General features: G+C 33.9%; 20 protein-coding genes and 2 pseudogenes. 1 reads left to right on the top strand and 21 read right to left on the bottom strand.

Annotated features, from left to right (window positions below; translation table 11 throughout):
* Positions 1 to 13: 13 nt before the first annotated feature.
* The 4 genes from KA900_RS02915 to KA900_RS02930 form a co-directional block, all read right to left on the bottom strand.
* The gene (locus KA900_RS02915; protein ID WP_103373194.1) at positions 14 to 649 is read right to left on the bottom strand and encodes a poly-gamma-glutamate hydrolase family protein; all 636 of its coding nucleotides are present in this window, start codon (positions 647 to 649) and stop codon (positions 14 to 16) included.
* A 206-nt stretch (positions 650 to 855) separates the two neighbouring features.
* Positions 856 to 1,722 carry a 2-oxoacid:ferredoxin oxidoreductase subunit beta gene (locus tag KA900_RS02920; protein WP_103373195.1) on the bottom strand — a complete coding sequence of 289 codons (867 nt, stop codon included), beginning with the start codon at positions 1,720 to 1,722 and terminating at the stop codon, positions 856 to 858.
* A complete protein-coding gene (locus KA900_RS02925; RefSeq protein ID WP_103373196.1) occupies positions 1,723 to 3,483 on the bottom strand; it encodes a 2-oxoacid:acceptor oxidoreductase subunit alpha in 1,761 nt (586 codons plus the stop codon).
* A gap of 115 nt (positions 3,484 to 3,598) precedes the next feature.
* Positions 3,599 to 4,387, bottom strand: coding sequence for a TIGR00282 family metallophosphoesterase (locus KA900_RS02930; RefSeq protein ID WP_096810028.1), 789 nt, complete (start codon positions 4,385 to 4,387; stop codon positions 3,599 to 3,601).
* A 165-nt stretch (positions 4,388 to 4,552) separates the two neighbouring features.
* On the opposite strand from KA900_RS02930, the gene KA900_RS02935 reads away from it, so the two are divergent.
* Entirely contained in the window at positions 4,553 to 4,768 is a 216-nt protein-coding gene (locus KA900_RS02935; RefSeq protein ID WP_096810030.1) for a hypothetical protein, read from the top strand.
* A 509-nt stretch (positions 4,769 to 5,277) separates the two neighbouring features.
* Here KA900_RS02935 and rny read toward each other — a convergent pair.
* The 17 genes and pseudogenes from rny to truB form a co-directional block, all read right to left on the bottom strand.
* Entirely contained in the window at positions 5,278 to 6,837 is a 1,560-nt protein-coding gene (gene rny, locus KA900_RS02940; protein ID WP_096810032.1) for a ribonuclease Y, read from the bottom strand.
* Positions 6,838 to 7,176: 339 nt separating this feature from the next.
* The gene (gene recA, locus KA900_RS02945; RefSeq protein WP_096810034.1) at positions 7,177 to 8,232 is read right to left on the bottom strand and encodes a recombinase RecA; all 1,056 of its coding nucleotides are present in this window, start codon (positions 8,230 to 8,232) and stop codon (positions 7,177 to 7,179) included.
* A gap of 171 nt (positions 8,233 to 8,403) precedes the next feature.
* Positions 8,404 to 9,549 carry a CinA family nicotinamide mononucleotide deamidase-related protein gene (locus KA900_RS02950; RefSeq protein WP_103372874.1) on the bottom strand — a complete coding sequence of 382 codons (1,146 nt, stop codon included), beginning with the start codon at positions 9,547 to 9,549 and terminating at the stop codon, positions 8,404 to 8,406.
* 230 nt (positions 9,550 to 9,779) lie between these two features.
* Positions 9,780 to 10,358 (bottom strand): CDP-diacylglycerol--glycerol-3-phosphate 3-phosphatidyltransferase, encoded by a 579-nt coding sequence (gene pgsA / locus KA900_RS02955; protein ID WP_096810038.1) that lies wholly within the window; start codon positions 10,356 to 10,358, stop codon positions 9,780 to 9,782.
* Between the two features lie 48 nt (positions 10,359 to 10,406).
* Positions 10,407 to 10,799: a helix-turn-helix domain-containing protein gene (locus KA900_RS02960; RefSeq protein WP_210139291.1), complete on the bottom strand. Its 393-nt coding sequence runs from the start codon at positions 10,797 to 10,799 to the stop codon at positions 10,407 to 10,409.
* 30 nt (positions 10,800 to 10,829) lie between these two features.
* Positions 10,830 to 11,660, bottom strand: coding sequence for a DUF3388 domain-containing protein (locus KA900_RS02965; protein WP_096810042.1), 831 nt, complete (start codon positions 11,658 to 11,660; stop codon positions 10,830 to 10,832).
* 141 nt (positions 11,661 to 11,801) lie between these two features.
* A complete protein-coding gene (ymfI, locus tag KA900_RS02970; RefSeq protein ID WP_096810044.1) occupies positions 11,802 to 12,506 on the bottom strand; it encodes an elongation factor P 5-aminopentanone reductase in 705 nt (234 codons plus the stop codon).
* Positions 12,507 to 12,509: 3 nt separating this feature from the next.
* The gene (gene yfmH, locus KA900_RS02975; protein ID WP_096810046.1) at positions 12,510 to 13,796 is read right to left on the bottom strand and encodes an EF-P 5-aminopentanol modification-associated protein YfmH; all 1,287 of its coding nucleotides are present in this window, start codon (positions 13,794 to 13,796) and stop codon (positions 12,510 to 12,512) included.
* On the bottom strand, positions 13,796 to 15,085 hold the full coding sequence (gene yfmF / locus KA900_RS02980) for an EF-P 5-aminopentanol modification-associated protein YfmF (RefSeq protein ID WP_207606203.1): 1,290 nt from the start codon (positions 15,083 to 15,085) through the stop codon (positions 13,796 to 13,798). The genes yfmH and yfmF overlap by 1 nt, the downstream gene beginning before the upstream one ends.
* A gap of 10 nt (positions 15,086 to 15,095) precedes the next feature.
* Complete coding sequence (locus KA900_RS02985) at positions 15,096 to 15,809, bottom strand: GntR family transcriptional regulator (protein ID WP_210139292.1); 714 nt, start codon at positions 15,807 to 15,809, stop codon at positions 15,096 to 15,098.
* Positions 15,810 to 15,811: 2 nt separating this feature from the next.
* Positions 15,812 to 17,266, bottom strand: a pseudogene (locus KA900_RS14970) (DNA translocase FtsK); the annotation flags it as partial.
* Positions 17,267 to 17,370: 104 nt separating this feature from the next.
* Positions 17,371 to 18,259, bottom strand: a pseudogene (locus tag KA900_RS14975) (cell envelope integrity TolA family protein); the annotation flags it as partial.
* Between the two features lie 485 nt (positions 18,260 to 18,744).
* Entirely contained in the window at positions 18,745 to 20,418 is a 1,674-nt protein-coding gene (gene rnjB / locus KA900_RS02995) for a ribonuclease J2 (RefSeq protein WP_096810051.1), read from the bottom strand.
* Positions 20,419 to 20,779: 361 nt separating this feature from the next.
* On the bottom strand, positions 20,780 to 22,879 hold the full coding sequence (pnp, locus tag KA900_RS03000) for a polyribonucleotide nucleotidyltransferase (protein ID WP_096810052.1): 2,100 nt from the start codon (positions 22,877 to 22,879) through the stop codon (positions 20,780 to 20,782).
* A gap of 154 nt (positions 22,880 to 23,033) precedes the next feature.
* Positions 23,034 to 23,303, bottom strand: a complete 270-nt coding sequence (gene rpsO / locus KA900_RS03005) for a 30S ribosomal protein S15 (protein WP_096810053.1) — start codon at positions 23,301 to 23,303, stop codon at positions 23,034 to 23,036.
* A 105-nt stretch (positions 23,304 to 23,408) separates the two neighbouring features.
* Positions 23,409 to 24,380, bottom strand: a complete 972-nt coding sequence (locus KA900_RS03010; RefSeq protein WP_103373590.1) for a bifunctional riboflavin kinase/FAD synthetase — start codon at positions 24,378 to 24,380, stop codon at positions 23,409 to 23,411.
* Positions 24,381 to 24,393: 13 nt separating this feature from the next.
* Entirely contained in the window at positions 24,394 to 25,311 is a 918-nt protein-coding gene (gene truB, locus KA900_RS03015) for a tRNA pseudouridine(55) synthase TruB (protein ID WP_207606202.1), read from the bottom strand.
* Between the last annotated feature and the right edge of the window lie 124 nt (positions 25,312 to 25,435).

Raw genomic sequence — 25,435 nt, forward strand, 5'->3', positions numbered from 1 at the left:
TAGCTGTTAAAATTTAGTTGAATCCTTGTTGATAAAAATTCATGGCTAAAATAATTGCTTCAGTAAATTCACTCATGGTTGAAGACCAGTTGTCTCGATTTTCCCTATCATAAAGGTTGTACTTCTTATTTTTAAAGAAACTTTTTCTAAGCTTAGCTGTAAGTTCTAATTGTACGCCAGCTTTGTTTTGGTTACAATTAACAAAATTATCATCATGCATACCAGAAATATGAGCTGGCGCATCTTTAACAATAATGTCGATTTCAGATAGTCGCTTTTTAATGTGTTTTATTAAACTTTTATCTTTCCCTCCAATATATACTTCTGGTGTGTCACCCATACAACCATGCACAGAGATAGTGTATCGATGATTTTTAATCATTTCCAACAGTTTAGGTTCATCAAAATGCCTAGACGTGACATGAAGTTTATTATTTTTATTTTTTCGTACGCCTTTAAATGTGTAAAAACTATAGTTCCCTTTTTCGCTAATAGATTGAGCAATTTCAGTAGTACCACGTTCAATAGCGCCGCCATGGACTGCAGTTATTATGACTGGATGTTTCATTTGTCTTGTACTAATTTCCCAATCTATACCTTCAATTGTATGAGACAATAATTCACTCATTGAATTAAATTGGTCTATCATGTCGTTCCCTCCAAAATATCTAACGCTACTTAACTCATATGATACTATAAACTTTACTATTATATAAATTAATTTCATTAAAAAAGCTGATCCTATACGATATTGGAAAACTTCTTAATCCATTAACGTAAGTAATCAGCTTACATATACATATTATTATTTATTTATCTGTTTCAACTCTAATCATGGCGCTTATTTTCTCCGATTTAAACAAATTGTTTTGTTAATTCCTTAAACTGGTTCTCATCAAGATGTATGTCTTTTTTAGCTAATGCTGTACCTTCTATCGCTTCTATTTGTGATTCATATGAAGGTGTTTCTGTATCTTGGTATACAATCCCTTTAAGTAATGAATCATATTCAAGCACTTTTTGAGTGACTTTATTTTTATCTGTCATATCGTAATCTTCTAAATCTTCAATACTAGTAAGATTTTCTTTAAACCAATCATAAGTATTTACTTTATTATATGTTACGCATGGTGAAAAGACGTTAACAAACGAAAAGCCGTCATGGTTAATCGCATCTTCTAACATTTTAGTCAATCCTTTAATATCACTAGAAAATCCTTGTGCTACAAACGTTGCACCTGAAGACAAAGCAAGTTCTAATGGCGCAACGTTTTTCTCAATATTACCTTTTGGTGTTGATTTAGTGACAAATCCTTGTGCGGATGAAGGAGATGTTTGGCCTTTAGTTAAACCATAAATTTGATTATCCATGACAATATACGTCATATTCATATTTCTACGTAAGGCGTGAATCGTATGACCCATACCTATGGCATAGCCATCCCCATCGCCACCAGACGCGATAACAGTTAGATCTTTATTGGCCATTTTCACACCTTGAGCTAATGGTAATGAGCGACCGTGAATGCCATGTACGCCGTAAGAATTAACATAGCCAGACAAGCGACCTGAACAACCGATGCCTGTTATAATAGCAACTTCTTCAGGCTCTAAACCCACATTGGCAGCTGCCTTTTGAATGGCTGCTTGAACAGAGAAATCCCCACAACCAGGGCACCAATTGGGCTTCACGTTATTTCTAAAATCTTTAAATGTTGCCACTTATACCAACTCCTTCAAATTTTTAGCAATTTCTAATCCTTTAGTTTCAATTTCTTTTGGTAAGAACGGCGTACCGTCATATTTAGTTTGATTAACTAATTTGTTCCCAACATTCACATTCATTTTTAATATATTAGAAAGTTGTCCTTGATAATTATGCTCAACCACTATCACTTTGGAAGCTTTATCAACTGCTGCTTGTATTGTTTTGCTTGGGAAAGGATGTAATTGTCTAATTTGTAAATGGTTTACATTTAAACCTTGTTGTTCTAATCTTTCCTTACCTTCTTGTATCGCACCTTTAGTTGAAATAAAGCCTAGATAAAGAATATCTGCTGATTCATGCGGCGCGTCGCTTTCTACTGGATCGTTTATTAACAAATGTTCTGTTTTGCGCATCCGTTTTTCCATTTGTTGTTGTCTATTCTCTGCTGCTTCGCTTGTCTTGCCTTCTTCGTTATGTTCGACGCCCGTAACATGATGAATACCACCTTTGACACCAGGTAGTGGTCTTGGCGATATCCCGCTCTCAGTTAATGCATAACGCTTAAAGTATGTTTTGTCATCTTCGTCGCGTTCTATATCGGACTGAATGGTTTCGCCACGATTTATTTCAATTTGGTTATAATCTAAAGCATCTACTGTTTGTTTACCTAATGACAATTGTAAATCGCTTAATACAATAACTGGACATTGATATATTTCAGCAAGGTTGAAAGCTTCTATTGTTAGATAAAATGCATCTTCAGCATCTGTAGGTGCTACAACAATTTTAGGTATATCACCGTGTGTGCCATAAATCATTTGCATAAGATCTGATTGTTCTTGTTTAGTTGGTAATCCTGTAGATGGGCCACCTCTTTGTGTATTGATAATTACAAATGGCGTTTCTGTCATACCAGACAGTCCAATCGCTTCCATCATTAGAGAAAGCCCCGGACCAGCACTTGCAGTAAAAGCACGCACGCCAGCATAGTTAGAGCCAATGGCCATATTTGCAGCAGCAATTTCATCTTCAGTTTGTACGACTGTGCCGCCTACTTTAGGTAAGTTTGCAATCATATATTCCATAATTTCAGAGGCAGGTGTAATTGGATAAGCAGCCATAAATCTTGAACCTGCTGATAATGCCCCTAATCCAATTGCATCATTACCAATCATGTAAAGATGTGGTGAATGATTTGTTTCTTCTAATACGAAATCGCCTTTAACTTCATTTAATTGTTCTGTCATTAAGCGGTGACCTTCATTCAACGCTTCTATATTCATCTCAACGACTTTGTCGCCTTTTTTATTAAACATATTTGTGACTAGTGTTTCAAACGCGCGAATATCTAAATTCATTAATGCACAAGTCGCGCCTACAGCAACCATATTTTTCATCAAAGTAGTACCTAATTCTTTTGCAGTTGCCGTAAAAGGTAAATCAACGAGTTGCGCACGACAGTTTTCTGGCTTTTCTGGTTTAGCCTTACTATCAGCAATAATAACACTATCTTCGCGCATTTCATGATGATTTAATTCAATCGTTTCTTGGTCAAATGCTATTAATATATCTAAATCATCACTAATCGCGTGTACAGGTGATGTAGATACTCTAATTTTATTATTAGTATGTCCGCCTTTGATTCTACTTGAAAAATGACGGTATCCGTATAAATAATATCCTTTACGGTTCATAGCAGTGGCGAAGATTTCTCCAGTGGATTCGATGCCTTCACCTTGTTGACCGCCCACTTTCCATGATACTTGAGCTTTCATATCATCTAGCCTCCTAGTGGTTATAATAATTCATATTTCATCATACCAAAAAAAACCACCCTTTTACTACGAAAAGCGCGGTTTATTTAAAAATTCATACTAATGGACGATTATTTTAAAATGGGTGATCGTCATTAATAAGGATACGTTCTATGTGCGTTGTTTTGCCTTCTTTATTCAAATCTATAATCACACCAGACAAGACACTACGTCCTTCATCAGGCACTACATGCCGTTGAGGTAAACTGGTAATAAAGCGCGTGATGACTTCATCACGATTAATACCGAGAATGCCATCATAATAACCTGTCATGCCAACATCTGTGATATACCCTGTTCCCCCAGGTAAAATTCTTTCATCTGACGTTTGGATATGTGTATGCGTACCAACGACCGCACTGACTCTATGATCTAGATACCACCCCATTGCATTTTTCTCTGAAGTTGTTTCTGCATGAAAATCAACAAATATATAATCAGTTTCTTTTTGCGCTTCAGCTATCAATGCATCCGCCTTTTTAAAAGGGTCATCAATATCTTGCATAAATGCCCGACCCTGTAAATTTATAATCGCTAATTTAATTTCATTAATTTGAATAAAACGCATGCCAACACCTGGCGCTTCGTCCGGAAAATTGGCAGGACGCACCATACGATTAGCATTTTCTATAAAATCATAAATTTGACGTTGTCCATAAGTGTGGTTACCCATAGTTATAAAATCAACGCCTTCTCTTAATAATGACTTATATAATTTTTCAGTCAAACCTTTGCCATGTGCAGCATTTTCTGCGTTTACAATTGTAACGGTAGGACGGTATGTTTGCTTTAGTTTGGGTAAATAATTAGTAATAGCCTCTCTACCTATTTTACCAACAATATCACCAATAAATAATATTCTCATTTACGTGTCATCCTCTCTTAATGCTAGTTTAATTGAATTTATGAGTGATGAAAAGGTGCTTTCAAAAATATTTATAAAAATTCATTTGTTTTAAAAGGTTCGTTAGTGGTAATAATGATAGTAGTTAAGTATCATTTCAAAAAAATTAGGAGTTGTAAGTAAGATATGTCAATCAATATTGATCCACAGCATTTTGCTGATTTAGTTGTTTCAGCTAACCCTGCCAATAGCGAAAAACCAGAAGATATCGCAAAAGAAAGTTTAGAATTATATATCAATGCGTATAGACTCGCCGAACGCTACGCAAATATTTCCACTAATTGTTACGACACCGCTGAAGTAATTAAAGAAGTAAATAACGCAGATCTAGAACTAAAATAATTATATTATTTTAAATGAAAACACTTAGGTCATAAATATGCTAAAAATCAGTAGAAATTCATTTTGAAAATTGAATTTTTACTGATTTTTAGATTAAAGAGGAAGTGCCGTGGGGGACACTATATTTTTAGTTGTCTCGCCTCAGTAAAGATGATAATAAAATAAATGGGCCAAGTTCACACACAAATGCTGTTATGCTACTCACTTAATAAATTAAGAAGTAGCACTTCAGGAAAATTAGCATGGGCGAAAGACTAAAGGGTTGAAAAGTGCCCCAAATGAGAATATATGTTCAAAATCGTAGGATTTTAAATACAGAAATACACCTTCATTCAAAATGAAGGCGTATTTTATTTTGAATACGGGAATTGATCCCCTCAATTTTTTTATGATATCTTTATTTTTTTAATGTTATTGTGTTACGGATAACAATTAAATTAAACAACTGCCAACAAAGCGATATAACTCTGCTGACAGTCAATGACTAACTTGGTTAAGTTAATCATCCATTATTTTGCGTATTCAATTGCTCTAGTCTCACGAACAACTGTCACTTTTATATGTCCAGGATATTGAAGTTCATCTTCAATTTGGCTCTTAATATCTCTTGCTAAGCGATGTGACTTTAAGTCGTCGATAGTATCAGGCGATACAATAACTCGAATTTCTCTACCTGCTTGGATTGCGAACGCTTTTTCAACACCTTCATAGCTTTCAGAAAGTGTTTCTAGTCTTTCTAATCTTCTAATATAATTCTCTAATGTTTCTTTACGAGCACCTGGTCTTGCAGCCGACAATGCATCTGCCGCAGCGACCAAGATAGAAATAATAGAAGTTGGTTCTACATCTCCATGGTGAGAATGTATAGCATTAATGACTGTATCATTTTCAGCATATTTTTTAGCTAATTCTACACCAATTTCAACATGGCTTCCTTCAACTTCATGATCGATAGCTTTACCAACGTCATGAAGTAAACCAGCACGTTTAGCTAATGTAACATCTTCTCCTAATTCAGCTGCTAACATACCACTTAAGTGAGCAACTTCTATAGAATGTTTCAGTACATTTTGTCCATAGCTTGTACGATATTGTAAGCGACCTAAGATTTTAACTAAATCTGGATGCATGTTGTGTACGTTAATTTCAAATGTGGCTTGTTCACCAGCATCTCTAATAATGTCGTCTACTTCTTTTCGAGCTTTTTCAACCATATCTTCAATTCTTCCAGGATGGATACGTCCATCTGAAACAAGATTTACTAATGCAGTTCTTGCAATTTCGCGTCTAATTGGGTCAAAACCTGAGAGAATGACTGCTTCTGGTGTATCGTCTATGATTAAATCAATACCAGTTAACGTTTCTAGCGTTCTAATGTTTCTTCCTTCTCTACCAATGATTCGACCTTTCATTTCGTCATTTGGTAAATTAACAACAGATACTGTAGATTCTGAAGTATGTTCTGCAGCTAATCTTTGAACAGTAGTTGCTAATAGTTCTTTTGCATTTTTATCGACTGTTTCTTTTGCTTCTTTCTCTTTTTCCTTAACAAGTATTGCAATATCATGTGACAATTCTTCCTCAACTCTTTGAAGTTGCTCATTAGCAGCTTCTTCTTGAGAGAGACCAGAGATGCGTTCTAATTCTTGTTCATGCTTATTTATTAATGACTGAACACTACTCTCTTTTGCATCTACTTGTTGTTGTCGTTCTTCAAGTTTAGACTCTTTTTGCTCTAAAATCTCATCTTTTTTATCTAGTAGATCAGATTTTCGCTCTAAGTTTTCTTCTTTTTGAAGAAGTCGTGCTTCTTGCTTTTGAAGATCACCACGTCTTTCACGAAGCTCATTTTCACTTTGTTCTTTTAAGATTTGATTCTCTTCTTTAGCTTCAAGGAGCTTTTCCTTCTTAACATTCTCTGCTTCTTTATTACCTTGTTCGATAATATCTTCTGCAGTTTGTCTTGCTTGTAATTGCTTTTGATGCAATACTTTTCGGGCAACAACGTACCCTACAACAACTCCGAGAATAATACCTAGCAAAATGAGTAGGAGGTTTAATAAATTCACACAAACACCCCCTTTTTTTCTAGGATTTTGCTCTGTATATCAAATTTAATTCAATATGATTATATGAAGTTATATAAGAATCATACAATGTAATTGTACGGTCTTAAACTAAGAAGTGTCAAGGTGTGCAACTACATTAATTCAATATTTGAATAAGTCCCTAAACACTAAACTTGTTTTAGTTATTGCTGTTACTTATTTCATCTCGTTTTTATATCGTAAATTTTTTTATTTAATTTTTTTCAAAGCTATATATAATCATAAAAAATAAGCGTATATTTAAATATACACGCTTATTTTATCAAGAAAATTTATTATATTTAAAATTTTAAATATAATTTACTCTTCTTTTTCATCAAGCAGAGTACCTTGTGTTTCTTCTTGCTCTTTTTCTTCTACATCTCCATCAAAAATACCTAATGTTTCGCGTAATTTTTGATCAATTTCCTCTTTGATTTTAGGATTTTCTTTTAAATAAAGTTTAACATTTTCTTTACCTTGTCCCATACGTTCACCATTATATGAGTACCAAGCGCCAGATTTATTCACAATTTCATTTTCAACGCCAAGATCGATTAGCTCTCCTTCTTTAGAGATACCTTTACCGTACATCATGTCTACTTCTGCCACTCTAAATGGGGGTGCGACTTTATTTTTAACTACTTTAATTTTTGTTCTATTACCAACAATTTCTTGCCCTTGTTTTAGTTGTTCAGCACGACGTACTTCTAAACGCACTGAACTATAGAATTTCAATGCACGTCCGCCTGGCGTCGTTTCTGGATTACCAAACATAACACCGACTTTTTCACGGATTTGATTGATAAATACGGCTGTTGTATTTGATTTAGAGATGGCACCGGATAATTTACGAAGCGCTTGTGACATTAAACGTGCTTGCAAACCAACATGCGTATCTCCCATTTCACCTTCAATTTCGGCTTTTGGTGTTAAAGCTGCTACGGAGTCAACAACCACAATATCTACTGCGCCACTTCTAACAAATGCTTCTGCAATTTCTAAACCTTGTTCACCGTGATCTGGTTGAGATAAATATAAGTTTTTTATGTCGACACCTAATGCTTCTGCATAAACTGGGTCTAACGCGTGTTCCGCATCAATAAATGCTGCAATACCACCATTTTTTTGTACTTCGGCGATTGCGTGTAAAGCTACAGTAGTTTTACCAGAACTTTCTGGACCGTAAATTTCAATTATTCTACCTTTAGGGTAGCCGCCCACGCCGAGCGCATTATCTAGAGTTACTGAACCACTTGATACACTTGAAACTTTACGTGCTTCGTTATCACCAAGTTTCATTACTGCACCTTTACCAAATGATTTTTCCATATTTTTAATTACTGTATCTAAAGCTTTTTGACGATCATTATCCAAAACGCTGGACCTCCTAAATGAGATTTATCTCTGTAAAATATCTTAACCATACTATACATTGATTTTAATCTTTCTGCAAGTATTTTGCGAATATTTGTTCGCTTATTATAGTACGCATTCTCTTAAATAGAGAACATACGTACTAAAATTCAAAGTTTTCATTTTCACATTTTATTGTTTAAAATAATTCAATAATCTTATTAACACATGATTTTGAGTCCTATTTTTAATTAAATTCCTTTTTTGAGGCATTTTAAACGACTCAATCGCAATATGCTCTTTTTCTAAAATACCTAAATATACTGTGCCATTTTTTTGGATAACTGAAATGCCTGTTTCAACATCATACAATGATTTGACTATCCCCGCTGTAATTGAAAGTTGATGCCCAATATCTTCAGTAGTATTAACAAACTGTTCGTGATGCGGCAACATACCTACTAGTTTGTTAGATTCATCATAATCCTTCATTCTAGAATACAATATCCCATCTGTCACTCCATCGTATATGGCAAACGATTGCGTCATATTATCCATAAATGATGCTTCTAATGTAATATCATCTGAGCCATAATAATATTTACCGATACGTGACAATATTTCTTGTTTGACTGGAGCGATGCGTTTCTCACATGCTTGTTTTGTATCACCGTTCGCTGTTAATCGAATATTCACCTCATGTGTTCCTGCTAATGGCGCAATTGTCGGATTAGTTTGTTTATCAATTAAATCGATTAATATGGTTTCAACTTTAGATTCACCTATACCTGCAAAACGTAATAACTCTGAGAAAATAGTACTTTCTCCGTTTAAGAAGTGAGGTAGTAATTCATTTTTAGCCATCGGTTGCATTTCTTTAGGTGGGCCAGGTAATAAAGCGATGCGTTTATCATTTTGTTCAATAAGCATCCCTGGCGCCATACCCACTTTATTATCTAGCACTTGAGCTCCATCTATCACTAATGCTTGTTGTTTATTGTTAGGCGTCATTTCAATATTTTGTTCTTGGAAATATTGTTCTATATATTCAAGTGATTTTGCATCAGTAATTAACTTTCTATCTAATATTTCAGCCACAGTATGTTTTGTTAAATCATCTTTTGTTGGGCCTAACCCTCCCGTAAGAATAACAGCATCATATTGATTTAAAGCTGCTTGCACAGCCTTTTTTAATCTTTCTGGATTATCCCCAACCACGGTGTGTTCGATGACATTATGACCGATATCGTTTAATTGTTTTGATAAATACTGGCCATTTGTATTTGCAATTTGGCCGAGTAATAATTCAGACCCAACTGCTATAATTGATATGTTCACAATTTTGCCTCCTCGATAGCAAGTAACCTTTTCTTCAATACGCTTTTTAACCCTTTATATTAATTATAAATCTAAATTAGTTCAAAACCTAAGATTTCGTTTTTATATACATCAATGCTTTCGCTTTTGTTTATATTTTTAGAATAACAAGCATTTTCAGCATCAAAAAACTGGAAATGTGTTGATAAAGACACTTTCCAGTTAAAATTCATTTTACAATTTAAATTACTTTATTTGGCTTTAAATACATCTCTACCTTTATAAAAATATTCAATCCCAGAAAGGATAGTGAAGAGCACACCAATGTATAACAGCACTTGTCCTATAGGGAAGCCAATCCAAGTGGCTAGTGGATCACCTAGCAAAATCCAAACAAGCGCTACCATTGTAACAGCTGTTTTTATTTTACCTAATTGCCCAGCTGCACTTACAAATCCTTGTTCAATTTGTAACAATCGTAAACCTGTTACTGCAAATTCGCGGGCAATAATGATAATAGCTACCCATGAATTTGTTAAGCCTATTTCTACAAGCGCAATAAGTGCGCTTGAGACTAATAACTTATCTGCTAATGGGTCTAAAAATTTTCCCATATTTGTAACAAGCTGCCACTTTCTTGCTAAATAACCATCTGCAAAGTCACTTAATGACGCAATGATAAAGATAATACCACTAATTAACAATTCAATTCTTATTTCATAACCGCCAACAAATGTCACGTTACCAAAACCAAAATCTAATAACGCAAATAATAGAAATACTGGAATTAATATAACTCTAAAAACAGTTATCCAATTCGGTATATTCATATGTAGTGTCCTCATTTCTATATATAACTTAATACTGCGCTGCTGTTTTTACAAAAATAATACTGCTAATATCCATAGTATCGCAGTAATAATAATAACAAGACTTATAATAACTGCTAATTGTAAGGGTTCTTTATTTTTACTACGATACGTCGGCTGATTACCAGAAGAAAAAGCTTCCATCGTTTGTTTTAAATTATTGTCATGATTGGGAATTTCATCTCTGTGTGCATGAATAAGCTGTTCCGAATCAATATTCACAGCTTTTGCATATTTTCGTATGAATCCTTCAGTATAATCTGCATTTTTAAGTGAATCAAAATCATTATTTTCAATTAATGTTAATGTTTGGCGCTTTATTTCTGTTCGATTTTCTAATTCAGTTAACGTCATACCTAGTCTTTCACGACGCCCTTTTAAAGTTTGACCAACTAAACTCACGATGTTAGTCCTCCTCAGTATTATCCATCACTATTCAAAAAATCCAAAACCACCGCCAAAAACATCATCTCCGAAATCAAGGTTGTTTTTACTTTTTACAGTTTGTTTTTTCATTTCTTCATAATGGATTTCTTGATTTTTGTTTTCTCTTAATTCAATAATATAATCAAAATCGCTCATTTCATAATCACTAGTTTCTACAAATAAATCCGGGTGTTCTACTACTTTAATTGCCGGTAAACTCATCACTTCTTTAACTAACTCTTGATGTTTTTGGTTAGATTCTCTTCCTGTGACTGCACCATCAATGATATATACATGATCAGAGTCATATTCCCCTTTTATCAACGAGCTACGGACTGTTTGTTTAATTAAAGTGGAACTAATAAACAGCCAACGTTTGTGCGCACAAACACTACCTGCAACAATGGATTCTGTTTTACCAACTCTAGGCATACCTCTTATACCTATTAATTTATGCCCCTTTTCCTTAAATAGTTCTGCCATAAAATCTACTAATAAACCTAAATCTTCTCTTTCAAAACGAAACGTTTTTTTATCATCAGCATCTTGTTCTATGTATCTACCATGTCGTACTGCTAAACGGTCTCTCAATTCAGGCTTACGTAATTTAGTAATAGAGATATCATCAATTTCAGTAACAATATTTTCAAACCTGCTAACCTTTTCCAGATTATCAGATTTAATTAATAAACCTCTACGGCCTTCATCTATGCCATTAATCGTAACAATACTGATACCCATCATACCTAGCAAACTAGAAACATCACCTAATAAACCAGCTCTGTTCATTGTTATTTCATATTCTAGATACCATTCTTTTTTTGTAGCAACTGTCATGGAATACGCACCCCTTAGTTTATAAATAACAGCGATTGGTTTAAATTAATATCAATCAAGTTTATTACATTTAATGTATGATATTAATATTATATCATTGAATGTTTCATAGGTGGTTTATTTTTTCTATTATATTTAAATTTATAAATACCAAGCACCATTCACTTTTTGTACAGTGCCAGTAACGCTTTTAGCTAATGGATTACAAAGGTAACTACATGTATGTGCTACCTCTTCAGGTTGGATAAATCTTTGTTGAGGTAAATCTTGAGTTAACGTTTCAAGTTCGTCTTCTCCCCAAACTTTAAGCATATTACCACTTACAAAACCAGGCGCAACCGCATTCACAGTTATTGAAGTCATCGATAACTCTTGGCTTAACGCTTTTACAAAACCGATTTGAGCCGCTTTCATCGCTGAATATATTGTTTCCATGCTTGCGCCTGTCTCTCCCCATATGGAGGAAATAACTATAATTCTACCATTGTGACTTTGTCTTAATTGATCTATAAAGTATCTACAAATCCTAATAAATTGTCGAACGTGTATTTGATAATGTTCGTCAATCATTGTATCTGTCATCTCTTGTAATTGGCCGTAAAGCGCAGTCCCACTTGCATATATAAGACAATCTAAGTTTTTAATAAAATTGAAATAGCTGTCAAAGTTAACTACTTGACGTAAATCACATTGTACAAATTGTACTGGGCTATATTCAAATTGGAATTTCAGTTGTTCAATATTTGCAGCGTTATAATGCACAATAACCTCATAACCATCCTCTAATAAACGATTAACAATCGCAGACCCTATCGATCCGGACCCACCTATGACTAATGCTTTCATTATTTATTTCATCTCCAAACGACTATCTACAACTTGAGATAAATTTAAGCATAATTTAGAAGTTTCATTTACGCTTTCTAATGTAATACTTTCGACGATATCTAATAAGTCAAATAAACTAACGCCTTCAAAATAAAGTTTAGTATATTGATTAGCAATATATTCAGGAGAATTCAAACCGGATATAAACTCACCAATAAACTGCTTTTTCAATAAATTAAATGCTTCTTCATCTGTTAATTTGCCTTGTTTCTCTTCTAATTCATGCAATAATAATGCTTTTAATTTATCAGGATATTGGGTTGCGCTGGTGATTAACGAAAAACTGTATGTGGGTTCTAGTAAGAATTGATAACCGAATGTTTCGTCAATCAATTCGTCATTAAGTAAAGATTGATAAAAATCAGTTTCTTCACCAAAGAGCATTTCAAAGAATAAGCTCATTTCTAAATCTTTTTTAACAAACAGTTCGTCAGGCACATCCAATAACGGCTTGTTTTTAAAACCAAGCATGATTCTAGGTGATTGCAATTTCATCGTTTCAGATACTGCTGTTTCATTCACATTATCTTGTTCTATTAAAGGATCCCTTACTATTTGAGGCTGATTTATTTTATCTCTCTGCGCTTCGTGATCTACAACAACATTATAAATATGTTCCACATCAACATCACCTACCACAAATAAAACCATATTAGAAGGATGATAAAATGTTTCATAACATAAATACAAATCTTCTTTAGTTATCTCGTAAATGCTTTCTACACTGCCAGCAATATCAGTTCTAATCGGATGTGAATCATACATTGCTTTTAAAGTATTAAACATTAGTTTATAACCAGGTTGTTCTTGATACATTTTAATTTCTTCAGCAATAATACCTTTTTCTTTGTCTACTGTGTCTTTTGTAAAGTATGGGGTTTCAACCATTGTTAGTAAACGTTTAATATTACTTTCAATATGATCTGTCGCGCTAAATAAGTAACTTGTGCGGTCAAAACTAGTAAAAGCATTCACTTGGGCATTGTCTTCGGCAAAAGCTGTAAACAAGTCTTCTTCTTCATTTTCAAATAATTTATGTTCTAAGAAGTGCGCCACACCATCTGGGACTGTAACATAATCATCGCTTTCATGTGGCTTAAATTTGCGATCTAACGACCCAAATTGGGTGGTATAAGTAACAAATGTTTTCTGGAAATCTTTTTTAGGTATAATAAACATTTTCAAGCCATTATTTAACTCAGCTTCGTAGACTGTTTCATCGATTTGTTCATAATATGTACTTTGCATTAATCATTACCTCCTTTCGTTAACACATAGATTGTATTTAACTCTATATGTTTTGTTAAGTCTATAATTTCTGCTTTAGTAACATTTTGAATACGTTTAATATAATCTGATTCTGACAAATCATTTTCTAGTAAAATATTATTATTCAATATTTCAATCATACGTTTAGGTCTGTCGTACGATTCTTGACGTTGTGACACAATGACCTTTTTAGCAAGTTCAAGTTTCTCTTCGTTAAATTGCCCTCGTTGAAATTTTTCAAATTCAGCAATAATTGTGTCTTTAGCCACCTCGTATTTATCAATAGAAACGCCACTAAGTACAAACATAAACCCGTTTTTTGCGTCAATTTGTGAATGTATAGAATAAGCTAAACTTTGCTTTTCACGTACTTCATTAAATAATACGGAAGATGGGTCGCCGCCAAACATTGTATTAAACACAACACTAGCAAAATACTGTCTGTCGCCAAATTGTACTGGTAGTTTAAACCCCATATTTAATTTAGCTTGGTCTACTTCATCTGTCTCAACAATTTCTTGCGGCACTTTATCCCTTTGTGGCACAGGCGTCGCATGTGATAATTTGAATTGGAAAGGTTTGATATCGAAATAAGATTTAATTTGTGATTTTACTTTTTGTTCTTCTACGTTACCAACAACATAAACAGCACAATAATCATTAAGTAACATAGATTGGTATGTATCGTATAAAGTTTCAGGTGTTATATCTGCTATGTATTCTACTTGCCCTGATGCAAGATGGCGATAAGGTTGCTCGTTAAACATAAGCTTTAAAAGATTTAAAAAAGATATTTGAGACTTATTATCTATCATTGCTTCTAATTTTTTAGTTAGCAACGCTTTTTCTTGAGCAACAAAATTATTATCAAAACTTTGGTTAGAAATTAACTGATTCCAAACAATTTCTTTTAACAAATTTAATCCCTTTTCAAATAATGGCGTTTGATCTGAAAGATAACGCTCGTTGACTAACTCTAATGTAATAGTGATTACATGTTTATCTTTGAATTTTGAGACAAAGCTATTAACATATGCGCCATATAATTCTGAGAGGTGACGATTAAAAGCCTTATCTGTTGGCCATTGTTGGGTAGCACGCACTAATAACTTACTTAGTATAGAGCGTGCTGTCATTGTTTTGCTATCTAATGGCGCCATAAATTTCAATGTAATCGTCGTTGTTTTGAATTTAGTAGTTGGTAGTACTTTAATATGCAAATCGTTTTGCTTTTGATTTATGTTCAAATTCTCATACCCCGCTTTCATAATTTTATTATTATATACTATTTCTAACCGTTTTAAACTTTACTAAACTACTTTTGAAATAATTAAAAGAATAAAGTATTGGTTGATCATCCATATCGTAGTGAATTAATTTCAAGAGCATAAGCCCCTCATGTGGTGAGGCGTCTAAAACATCTGAAATATGTGGTTCATAACTAATAGCTTCAATTTCTGTTTCCGCATATGCTACTTTTTTAGAAGCGTAAAATTCAATTGCATTTAATAAAGACTTATCACTATTTTGATATTGCGCACATGTTAAATCTGTCGCAGGCAGTTTATCTAAACAATAAACAACTGGCATTCGGTCAGCCATTCTAACGCGTTCAATGATTGTGACTTGTGCTTTGTCAGGTACATTTAACCTTTTTGCATCTAAAGATGTAGCTGGCTTTTCGTCTAAATTAAGATATTCTGTACTAGCACGATATCCTTGATTTTCAATCATCTTGCTAATACTTACTAACTCATCTAATGGGTAGAAGAATGGATGTAGCGGTTTAACACTAGCCCCTTCTTCTAAATTATTTGATAATACTTGTTCGGTAATAAGTTCGTCGACTGCGTCATATACATCGTCTGTTTTCACATTTAACTTTCTTGCTATATATAGGTTGCTCGGCAAATGATCACCTGGTTTTAATGCGCCAGAATTTATTTCTTGAATCATCCATTCTTTTACTTTATAAACAGAAGTTAATTCCATATTTACACCTCATCACTATCTAAATCCACAAGTATTTGTCTAGGTTTACTCCCTTTTTGTGGTCCAATAATTTGATTATGTTCTAAATCATCCATCAATCTTGAAGCACGATTGTAACCTATTCTAAATTGTCTTTGTAGTAACGATGTACTTGCTTTTTGTTGTTCGATTACAAATAAATATGCTTCATCGTACAGTGCATCTTCACTCTTCATTTCAGACTTTTCAACTGGCGCATCTGGCTCCATTTCTTTCACATAATTTGCTTTTTGCTGCTCTACGACATAATTCACGATATCTTGAACTTCTTGGTCACTTAAAAATGCGCCTTGGACACGTGTTCTTGTCGAACCGCCATTAGCCACATATAACATATCACCTTTACCAAGTAATTTATCTGCACCGCCACTATCAATAATTGTTCTGGAATCCGTTTGAGAACTTACAGCAAATGCGATTCTCGATGGTATGTTATTTTTGATCAGACCGGTAATCACATCTACCGACGGGCGTTGTGTTGCAATAATCAAATGTATTCCTGCAGCACGTGCCATTTGAGTAATACGTTGTATTGCATTTTCCACTTCTTTACCTGCAACCATCATCAAATCAGCTAATTCATCTACTATGACTACAATATAAGGTAGTTTAGATTGTTTTTCGTCTAATTCTTCATTTTGTTTTCTAATCGCTTCGTTATAACCTTCAATATTTCTTGTAGAAGAATGCTGAAATAAATCATACCGTCTTTCCATTTCTGCTACTATTTTTTCTAAAGCTTGTGAAGCTTTATGAGGGTTAGTCACAACCGGTATGAGTAAGTGAGGAATGCCATTATATATGTTTAATTCCACCATTTTTGGATCAATTAACATCAGTTTAACCTCGTGTGGTTTAGCATTCAACAGAATGCTTGTGATGATACCATTAATACAAACGGATTTCCCGCTTCCTGTAGAACCTGCTACAAGTAAATGGGGCATTTTATTTAGCTCAACTGTAATAGGATCTCCTGAAATATCTCTACCTAACCCCACCTCTAATTTATTAGAAGCAGGGAATTTTTCATCTAAAACTTCTTTAAGTGAGACAAGCGATATCTTATCATTTGGAACTTCAATCCCTACCGCAGAACGACCTGGAATTGGAGCTTCTATACGTATATCTTTGGCAGCTAAAGCCAAAGCAATATCGCTGTGCAAATTGACAATTTTACTCACTTTAACCCCCTGTGCAGGTTGTATTTCGTATTGCGTAACTGCAGGACCTATTTTGATTTGTGTGACTTTAGCATCTACACCAAAGTTTTTCAAAGTATTCTCTAGCAGTTGACCTTTCTTTTGTACTTCTGCTTTAGATGTTGTTTTTTGTTTAGCTGGTTGTTTTAACAAAGTTAATGGTGGAATCTTATAGGCTTCATTTTCAACTTCCCCTGCTTCAGATATAGAGTTTGAAGCGTCTTCGTCAAGCTGTGATTCTTCTTGATCTGATTCAATTGATGATGGCTTGGTTACGCTTTGACTTTGATGATCAATAGGCTTTTGAGCCACGTGATTATCTTGGTCGTACACACGCTTTATGCTCTTATTTTTTTGTGCTTGGTCTTGTTGTGTAGACTTATTTTCATTATCACTATGCCCATATATCGGAATGACTTGTTGTTCAGACGTAGCATTACTGATTTCAGGTAAATCACTCACATCTTTCACAGTATTTTGTGCTTGCATCTGTTTTTCTTGCTCAGCTTGTTTTTCTGCTTTTTTCTCAGCTTTAATACGTGCTTTAGCATCTTTTTTAATTTTATTTTCTTTACGGCGCTCTTTAAGCTGTTCAGAAGCATCTTGACTTTTAACTTTCATTTTTTCAAATGCCACTTTAGATACGTCCCTATGTCTATTTTTTGTTAATAAAATAAAACTAGAAACCATTAATAATAAAGTAACTATCATAACTCCAACAATAGAAATCAATGGTACAAGCAACGTTAATAAATAATGTCCTAGTAAGCCCCCGCCAAAATTAGGAAATATAGTTTGTTTATAAGCATTATAAACATAAGACAAAACTGGCTCTCTAAGTGATTGCGCTTTATGGCTAAAATAATACACTACTTGCGTAACAAGTAATAAGGCTATTTGCAAAACAAATGCACCTGTTGTCCGACGCGTTTTGGGCAACGCCTTGTAGTAAGTGATAAATACTGTAGCAATTAATATTAATATATATGTCAGATATCTACTTGTACCAAACAAATAATTAAAGAAACTATCTATCATTGTACCTATAATACCTAATTGGAAAATACCAAGAATGATAGCGATAAAAACTACAATTGCTATAATATATCTTAAAGGACTTTCGCCCTGTTTCTTTTTATTGTTTGTTGATTTTTTTCTAGTATTCGATGTTTTTTTCTTTGCTGTTGATCTCTTTTTGGTTTGTGCCAACATTCACACCTTCTTTTCAAATCTAATTTATATTTGTTTATAATTAAATCATTTTATGTATTGTAATCATAGAAACCAGACAGCAAACTCATTTTCAATAAAATTGATTTGTCCCTCTGGTAGTAATATCCAAGGAAAGCGCACACAAAATCGGGAACTTTTGCATAAAAACTATTAAACTTCATAGACAGATTAATAAACTAAAATACATGTATCCTGGGATTTTAAAGTATTTAACGCCCCTACATTTTCGCTTTAGCTATTTTTATTGGAACGAAATCACGCAGTCATTTTTAGAAACATATGATTACTGTTCTCTCATTTCATTACATACTTATAATAACATAAAAGAGGTAAGACATTATTCGCTCTAAGTCTATTTAAAGGTTGTATGTACATTATATCTAGATATAACATACATATAATCTACTTTTAAATATTTTTCCTTAAGCGTTTGTCTAAACCTCTTTGTTTTAGAATAGAAATTATTAAATTTCAGATATTACTGGGATAATCATTGGACGGCGTTTTGTATTTTCAAAAAGCAACTTGCTGATTTGGTCACGCATACTTTGTTTGATTTCTGACCATTCAATTCGTTTTTCTTGTAGGCCCAATTCAACAATTTCACGCACTTTCTCTTCTGCTTCACTTAATAAAGCTTCACTTTCTCTAACATAGACAAAGCCTCGCGACTGAATTTCAGGTCCAGCAGCTATTCGACGATTTTTTGGATCTAAAGTTACAACTGCAATAAAGATGCCATCTTCTGCAAGTAAATGACGATCGCGTAATACAATATTACCTACATCACCTACGCCAATACCATCAATAAGCACATTCCCAGAGTTTACTTTTTCATTTAAAATCATTTCTTCCCCATCATAATTAACGACATCACCTTTTTCAACTAGGAATATTTTTTCAGGTTGCACACCTGCTTCATTAGCCAACTTAGCGTGCGCAATTTGCATTTTAAATTCTCCATTTACTGGGATGAAGTACTCTGGCTTCATGATATTTATCATCATTTTTAATTCTTCCATACACCCGTGACTAGAGGTATGGATTTTCTTGCTATTTGGAATGATTTCTGCGCCTGCTCTGACAAGTTCATTTAATGTATTACCTACAATAACTTCCATGTTAGCAGATGCAGTAATTGCTAAGAAGACGGAATCTCCCTCTTCTATATTCATGATTTTGTGTTTCTTTTGCGCCATTTGACTTAAAGCTTCAACTGGTTCTCCTTGCATACCGGTAGCGATAATAATAACTTCATTTTTAGGATAATTATCAACTTCATTAATTGGTATAAGTAAATCTTTAGATATATCGAAATAACCTAATTTTCTAGCAATATTAAATGAACTTTCTAATGAACGTCCTAAGAATGATACTTTTCTATTAAGTCTTTGTGCAATGTTTAAAACTTGTTGAATACGAATAAAGTTAGAAGCATAACATGAAACAATTAATCTACCTCTGACTTTTGTAAATGCATCATACATATGTGATTCAATCACGTTTTCTGGTGTATTATAGCCTGGTTTCTCAGCTTCTGTTGAGTCACTAATCAAAGCAAATACGCCATCTTCACCTATCTCCGTCATTTTTTTCAAATCAGGTGCATAATGTCCTTGTAAACTTTGGTCAAATTTAAATTCCCCTGTGTATACAATTGCACCATATGATGTGTGTATACAAATGCCTAGGCTATCTGGGATGCTGTGTGTTGTATTAAAGAACGTGACATTCACGCCTTTAAAACGCATGATAGATTCATTATTAACTGTATAATATCTCACTTTTTTATTAATGTTACGGGCTTTCATATTTTCTTTAATTAATGCGATTGTTAACTTAGAACCATAAACTGGTGCGTCAACTTGTTCAAGCACATAAGTTACAGCCCCTATAGCATGCTCGTGCCCGTGCGTAAGAAAAATGCCTTTTAATCTATCCTTGTTTTCTATTACGTATTGAATATCAGGAATGACAATATCGACGCCCAGCATTTCATCTTCTGGGAACATCAATCCTGCATCTAACATAAACATTTCGTCGTCTACTTCAACGATATACATATTTTTCGCAATCTCTCCAACTCCTCCGAGCGGGATAATGCGAATATTTTTATTTTTTTTCTTAATTAAACTCAAAATGTTACCTCCTATTTAAATTACCCGTCCATATGTAAACTCATAGTTTATTATAAGTTAAAATAGGCCTTATGTACACTATTAAAGTAGCTACCCTATTTATCATAAATGATACAGGTTATTCGCTTTTATGATTGGGAAAGTAACTCACAATAACGCTAGATAGATTGGATTCAGTTTTTATGTAAATGATTTAGTATTTAAAACGGAATTGCATTGATAAAAAACACAACTGTAACTCATAAATAGTGGGAAATAAAAAAAGAAACCAGTTTTTCTGATTGGAACATTTTTACAATAGAATCTCGAAAATTCTATTGTAAGAAGTTCTCATCATTTTACTAGTCTCTACGCATACATGCTATTTAGATAACAATGCTTTATGTGAGGCATTTACTCTACCTTGTTTATCAATTTCTGTAACTTTAATTTTAAATGTGTCTCCTACTTTCAACACATCTTCTACTTTATTGATACGTTCATTCGCAATTTGAGAAATGTGTACAAGCGCATCTTTACCTGGGAATAGTTCAACGAAAGCACCATACTTTTCAATACGTTTTACTTTGCCATCGTATACTTCTCCCACTTCTGCTTCACGCGTAATTTCTTCAATGATACTGCGCGCTTTTTCAATTGCTTCTTTATCAACTGCACCAATAAATATTGTACCGTCTTGTTCAATATCTAATTTAACACCAGTTTCGTCAATAATTTCATTGATTTTTTTACCGCCAGGTCCAATAACATCTCTAATTTTTTCCGGTTTGATTGTCATTGTTACAACTTTTGGTGCGAAAGCACTTAATTCGCTACGTGGTGTATCAATCGTTTGAAGCATGTGATCTAATATATCTAGGCGACCTGCTCTAGCTTGCTCTAGCGCTTCTTTGATAATTTCTTTAGTTAACCCGTCAATTTTAATATCCATTTGAATAGCAGTAATACCTTCAGATGTACCTGCTACTTTAAAGTCCATATCGCCAAGCGCATCTTCCATACCTTGGATATCAGTCAATATAGTATAACTATCGTCTCGTGTAACTAATCCCATAGCGATACCAGCAACTGGTGCTTTAATTGGCACACCTGCATCCATTAACGCTAATGTTGAACCACAGATAGAAGCTTGAGAAGATGAACCATTTGATTCTAATACTTCACTTACAATTCTTACTGTATATGGAAAATCTTTAACATCTGGAATAATATGGCTTAACGCACGTTCTCCTAGTGCACCATGTCCAATTTCACGACGACCTGGTGAACGAACTGGACCTGTCTCGCCAACTGAGTAATTAGGGAAATTGTAGTGATGCATAAAGCGTTTTTGCTCTTCTTCACCAAGTCCATCTAGGATTTGGTATTCACTCATTGAACCTAAAGTTAATACTGAAAGGGCTTGAGTTTGTCCTCTTGTAAACAACCCAGAACCATGTGTTCTTGGCAAAATACCAACTTCTGATTCTAAAGGCCGAATTTCGTCCGTTTTACGACCATCAGGTCTAATTTTCTCTTCTGCTATTAGACGTCTAACTTCTTCTTTAACTAAGTCATCTAAAATACTATAAACTTCTTTGATTAAATCTTCATTTTCGTCATCATTTTCATCAACGAATACTGCTGCAACTTTTTCCTTAAGTGCATCTAAATTGATATCACGTTGTTGTTTATCAAAAGTTAACACTGCATCTTTTAATCCATATGATGTTGTTAAATTCTTAACTTTTTCAACAAGTGTTTCGTCTTTTTCAACTGGAACAAACGCTTTTTTCTCTGGTTGAATATGATCAATAATTTCTTCTTGGAAGCTAACTAAACGCTGAATTTCTTGATGTCCAAAAAAGATAGCTTCAAGCATTTCATCTTCTGTGATTTCACTCGCACCAGCTTCTACCATATTTACAGCATCTTTATGACCTGCAACCTCTAAGTCAAGACGAGACACTTCTTTTTGTGCAACTGTAGGGTTAATCACGTATTCGCCATCAACGTAACCTACATTCACACCTGCAATGGGCCCTTGGAAAGGAATATCAGAAACACTCAATGCCATTGATGAACCTATCATCGCTGCCATCTCAGGAGAACAATCTGGATCAGCGCTTAATACTGTATTCATAATTTGGACGTCATATCTATAACCTTTTGGGAAAAGCGGTCTGATTGGTCTATCAATCAAACGTGCTGTTAATGTAGCTTCGTCACTTGGACGTCCTTCACGTTTTTTAAAGCCACCTGGTATTTTACCTGCAGCATACATTTTTTCTTCATAGTTAACCATTAATGGGAAAAAGTCACCATCACGAGGTTCTTTTGAGGCGACAGCAGTTGATAACACGACTGTTTCACCATATCTAACAAGTACCGCACCGTTTGCTTGTTTTGCAAGCTGTCCCGTTTCAATCGTTAAAGATCTATTTGCCCATTCAGTTTTAAAAACTTTTTTCTCTTGAGACATTATGAATCTCCTCTCATTTATCTATTAGTCCTATCATATCATTTATCAATCATTATTTATATTAGTATATAACTTATTATATAGTTTCAAATATCAAATTATAAAAAAGGGAAAGACCCCAAAGGTTCTTTCCCCATTCATATACGTCTAAAGATTAACGACGAATACCTAATGATTTAATTAATTCACGGTAACGTTGAATATCTTTGCTACGTAAGTAGTTTAATAAGTGTCTACGACGACCTACCATTTTTAATAGTCCACGACGTGAATGGTGGTCTTTCGTATGTTCACGTAAGTGAGTGTTTAATGCAGTAATTTCTGCAGTTAACACAGCGATTTGTACTTCTGGAGAACCAGTGTCCGCTTCGTGTGTACGATATGCTTTAATTAATTCATTTTTACGTTCTTGTGAAATTGCCATAGTCAATTTCCTCCTTTTTATTTTTATGCGCCTTTATCTGAGCAGACCGTCGGAGTCTCGAACTGCCAAGGTAAAGGTGCCTTCAATGTGCGAAACACATTAGACTTAAATATTATATGATATTTCGTCGCCAAAATCAACAGAAAGTAAGTATTTCGCCTTTTCTTTATCTTTATTCATTTGTTCTACTAAAGGGTCAATACCATCAAATTTAACTTCTGGTCTTAAATAATGATGCCAATAAACAATGACGCGCTCACCATAAATATTTTCATGAAAATCAAACAAGTTAACTTCTATGACCACTTGAGCCTTAGAAGGGTCATGGAATGTTGGTTTCACACCAACATTTGCGACGCCACGATAAATTATTTCTTCAGCGCCTATTTTCATACTTACGGCATAGACGCCGTTTTTAGGTAACACGTAATCTCCACTGGGTTGTACATTTGCAGTTGGGAAACCAATTGTACGTCCGCGTTTCTCACCTTGTACAACTGTTCCTTTGATAAGATAGCGATAACCTAACTCATCATTTGCTTTTTGTAATTCTCCGCTTTTCAGCGCTTTTCTAATTTCAGTAGTAGATATTTTTTCTGATTTAATTTCTTGTTTACTCACGATAGTTGTATTAAATTCGGACATTTCACTTAATATGAGCATGTTACCTTTACCAAATTTACCAAAGGTGAAATCAAATCCTGCTATCACTTCTTTAACATGATTATTAATAATATAGTCTTGAATAAACTCTTCTGCGCTGACGTTTGCAAATTTAGAAGAAAAATTAATGACGATACAATAATCAATACCATAAGATTCTAAAATTTCTATTTTATCTTGAATAGGTGTTAAATAATCCGTTCGTTTAAGTTTAGGATTTAACACCACTGACGGATGGGGATCAAAAGTCATTACTGCTTTTTTTAAATCCGATTCTTGTGCTTTTTTTTCTAAAGTATCAAATACCTCTGCATGGCCTTTGTGCATGCCATCAAAGAAGCCAAAAGCCATTGCAACATCTTCTGAAATATATTGATCTTCTTGAATTGGATGAGTTACTTCAATTACTTTCATGCGTATTTCTCCTTTAGTTAAATACCTTCTTGGGTTTAATTTCATATGGTTTATCTGGATGTGGTGTATAAATGGCTAACGCCTTATTATCTTTCATGTCAAACATCACAACCACCGTATCAATTGGTTGCTCAAATTCATTTATATTAAATTTTTGACCGTTTAGAATCTGAAATTTTTGTTTTTCATTTGAAATGTCAATTCTTTTCAGACCTTTCAATCCATATTCTATAGGAAAAAGGCATGCTTGTAATGTTTCATGCTCATGTAGTGACTTGATGTCGTCGACCGCCAAACTATCCTTAATATCAAAACCACCACTTTGTGTTCTAGTTAATTGAGACATGTGCGCCGGTAAGCCGAGTGCTTTCCCTATATCTGTTGCCAACGTTCTAATATAAGTTCCTTTTCCACATTCCACGTGGATATCAAATTGACAACCATGGTTTGTAAAACGTAAGTCAGATACCCGTTGAATATTATAAATTTTAACTTCTCTAGATGGTCTTTCTACTGTTTCATTATTTCTTGCATATTCATAAAGTTTTTTTCCCTTTACTTTTACTGAAGAATACATGGGCGGAATTTGAGTAATAATTCCTTTAAATTGATCTAAAGTATAATCCACTTGTTCAGATGACACCGCATTTTCCTTGATTATCTCTTTTTCTAAAATGTCACCAGTTTGGTCTTCTGTAGTGGTGCTGTACCCTAAATAGACAGTTGCAGCATAGTTTTTGCCCATTTCCATAATGTAGTCACTCACCTTAGTAGCTGACCCTATACAAATTGGCAACACGCCTGATACTTCTGGATCTAACGTACCAGTATGTCCTACTTTTTTTGTCTTCAAAATTTTTCTCAATTTAAATACAATATCGTGACTTGTTAAACCACGATCTTTGTAAACTGGCAATATACCATTATACATGCTTACGCCACCTTTAAACGTTCTTTTATATCATTCCTTATTTATATTAACACGTATTAACAAATAAATGGCCATAAAAAAGCTGAAACAACAACCTTAAAGGTTTCCTGTTTCAGCTTGCTTA

Source organism: Staphylococcus sp. GDY8P120P (assembly GCF_017892065.1).
Lineage (GTDB): Bacteria > Bacillota > Bacilli > Staphylococcales > Staphylococcaceae > Staphylococcus > Staphylococcus nepalensis.